The 2,104-nt window shown below is 56.8% G+C and carries 5 protein-coding genes; 4 read left to right on the forward strand and 1 reads right to left on the reverse strand.

The features are described from left to right. On the forward strand, nucleotides 1–135 hold a 135-nt coding region (locus H5U36_10175; protein ID MBC7218472.1), incomplete at its 5' end, for a class II aldolase/adducin family protein. On the opposite strand, the gene H5U36_10180 is transcribed toward H5U36_10175, so the two are convergent. Then, nucleotides 136–348: a hypothetical protein gene (locus tag H5U36_10180; GenBank protein ID MBC7218473.1), complete on the reverse strand. Its 213-nt coding sequence runs from the start codon at nucleotides 346–348 to the stop codon at nucleotides 136–138. Nucleotides 349–407: 59 nt separating this feature from the next. On the opposite strand from H5U36_10180, the gene lipB reads away from it, so the two are divergent. The 3 genes from lipB to H5U36_10195 form a co-directional block, all read left to right on the forward strand. After that, entirely contained in the window at nucleotides 408–1,103 is a 696-nt protein-coding gene (gene lipB / locus H5U36_10185) for a lipoyl(octanoyl) transferase LipB (GenBank protein MBC7218474.1), read from the forward strand. Then, a complete protein-coding gene (gene lipA, locus H5U36_10190; GenBank protein MBC7218475.1) occupies nucleotides 1,078–1,926 on the forward strand; it encodes a lipoyl synthase in 849 nt (282 codons plus the stop codon). Before lipB ends, lipA begins: the two co-directional genes overlap by 26 nt. Beyond that, nucleotides 1,923–2,104, forward strand: a 182-nt coding sequence (locus tag H5U36_10195) for a hypothetical protein (GenBank protein ID MBC7218476.1), incomplete at its 3' end; no start/stop codon positions are given. The genes lipA and H5U36_10195, both read left to right, overlap by 4 nt.

Genomic DNA, 2,104 nt, shown 5'->3' on the forward strand with positions numbered 1-2,104 from the left:
CTTGAAGAGGGAGCAAAAATCATGACCATTGCTCGACTTTTCGGGAGTCCTCGGTTCCTTTCGGAGGAAGAGCAGGAAGCGCTCCTTTCTCTTGAGGCTGAGAAGTACCGTCAGCGAGTGCTCAAGGAGGCGTAATCACACGCTCTGGTACTGGGCGAGGGACTGGATGTGTTCTTCGACGGCCCGCATGCAGAGGTAACAGAGGTTGAATTCGTGATCAAGTCCCAGGGATATATGCCAGTCGGCATCCCGACCGCAGAGGTCGCAGGTGATGAAAAAGGTCATGATAGGCTCTTTGAGGTAATGGAAATTTTGGAGTGCCCGGGCGATTTCCTCTTTGGTCCGCATGGGCTTCCCTCCTTTCTGTTCTGTAGAACCCTGAAAGAGGAAGGATATTCCCAGAGCCTATGATTTCTTTTCCTTACCGTGTACTTGGAGAAGTGCCTTACGGAGAGGCCCTCAGGCTCCAGCGAGAACTTGTTGCAGAAATTATTGCCCAGGAACTCCCGGGTGTACTCCTTCTCCTTGAGCATCCTCCGGTTATAACTCTGGGGCGAGGGGCAAAAAGAGAGCATCTCCTTGTGCCCGAGGCGAAGCTGAGAGAAAGAGGAGTCGAGCTCTACGAAATCGAGCGAGGGGGCGATGTGACCTACCATGGTCCCGGACAAATCGTGGGGTATCCTCTTTTGAACCTTCGGTTCTGGCAGAAGGACGTGCATGCCTTCTTGAGGGCTCTTGAAGAGGTGCTCATTGAGTTCCTCAGGGTCTTTGGGATTTCGGGTTTTCGCTTCCCTCCGTACACCGGGGTCTGGGTGGAAAAGGAGGGGCCCAAGAAAATTGCCGCTATCGGGGTAGCGGTCAAGCAGTGGGTGACCTACCACGGATTTGCGCTCAACGTCTCTCCTGAGCTTTCCTTTTTCCGGTACATTGTTCCCTGCGGCATCCGGGATTTCGGGGTGACGAGCCTTCGAGAAATTCTGGGGAGAGATTTCTCGGGAAAAGAGCGTGTGTCAATGGCGCACCTCCTGGCCCAGAAATTCGGCGAGGTCTTTGGATTCGCTATGGAGGAGGTAGAGAGTGAGCACCCTTCCTTCGTGGATTAAGCGCCGCTTTCCCCCTCAGGAGGAATGGGAGAGGGTGCAGAAGCTTTTGCGGACCCTTGCACTCCACACGGTTTGCGAGAGCGCCCGTTGCCCGAATCTCGGGGAGTGCTTCCGCCGGGGAACGGCGACTTTTCTCATTCTTGGGGATACCTGTACCCGGAGCTGCCGCTTCTGCGCCGTAGGGAAAGGAATTCCAAAACCTCCTGACCCCGAAGAGCCGGAGCGGGTGGCCGAGGCGGCTCGAAAGCTCAACCTCAGGCACGTCGTGGTAACCTCTGTCACCCGGGACGACCTTCCCGATGGGGGAGCGGGGCACTTTGCCGAGACCATCCGGGCTATTCGCAGGACTCTTCCTCAGGCCACAGTCGAGGTCCTTGTTCCCGATTTCCTCGGTAGCGAGGAGGCCCTGGATACGGTTTTGGCGGCTCGTCCTGATGTCCTCAACCACAACGTGGAGACGGTTCCCCGCCTCTACCCCCTTGTGCGTCCTCAGGCGGACTACAGGCGGTCCCTCTGGCTTCTTGCGAGAGCAAAGGAAAAAGCCCCGGAAATGCTCACAAAATCTGGTCTCATGGTCGGCCTTGGGGAGACAAGGGAAGAGGTCGAGGCAGTTCTTCGGGATCTCAGAGAGGTTTCCTGCGACATCGTCACCATAGGGCAGTACCTCCGTCCCTCGGTGCACCACCTCCCTGTTTCGGCGTACATTCCTCCCGAGGAATTTGAGTACTACCGGGAGTACGCACTGCGCCTTGGGTTTTCAGGCGTTGCCAGTGGTCCTTTTGTGCGGAGCTCTTACCGGGCTGAGGAGTTTGTGGGCGGATGACCTGGGCGATTGTTGTCCTTGCGGTTTTTCTCGTCCTTTTCTTCTTCTGGCTCTTTCCCCTCTTTTTCCGGGGCATTCCCTGGCAGCCCACGGACATGCGAAGAGTCCGAAGAATGCTTGAGATGAGCGGTCTCCGCCCTGGGGAGGTTCTCTACGACCTGGGGTGTGGGGATGGACG

Origin of the sequence: Candidatus Caldatribacterium sp. (assembly GCA_014359405.1) — a bacterium.
GTDB lineage: Bacteria > Atribacterota > Atribacteria > Atribacterales > Caldatribacteriaceae > Caldatribacterium > Caldatribacterium oleiphilum.

Coding starts and splice junctions, on each gene's coding strand:
- H5U36_10180 (MBC7218473.1), bottom strand. CDS start 348: ATGCGGACCAAAGAGGAAATCGCCCGGGCACTCCAAAATTTCCATTAC.
- lipB (MBC7218474.1), top strand. CDS start 408: ATGATTTCTTTTCCTTACCGTGTACTTGGAGAAGTGCCTTACGGAGAG.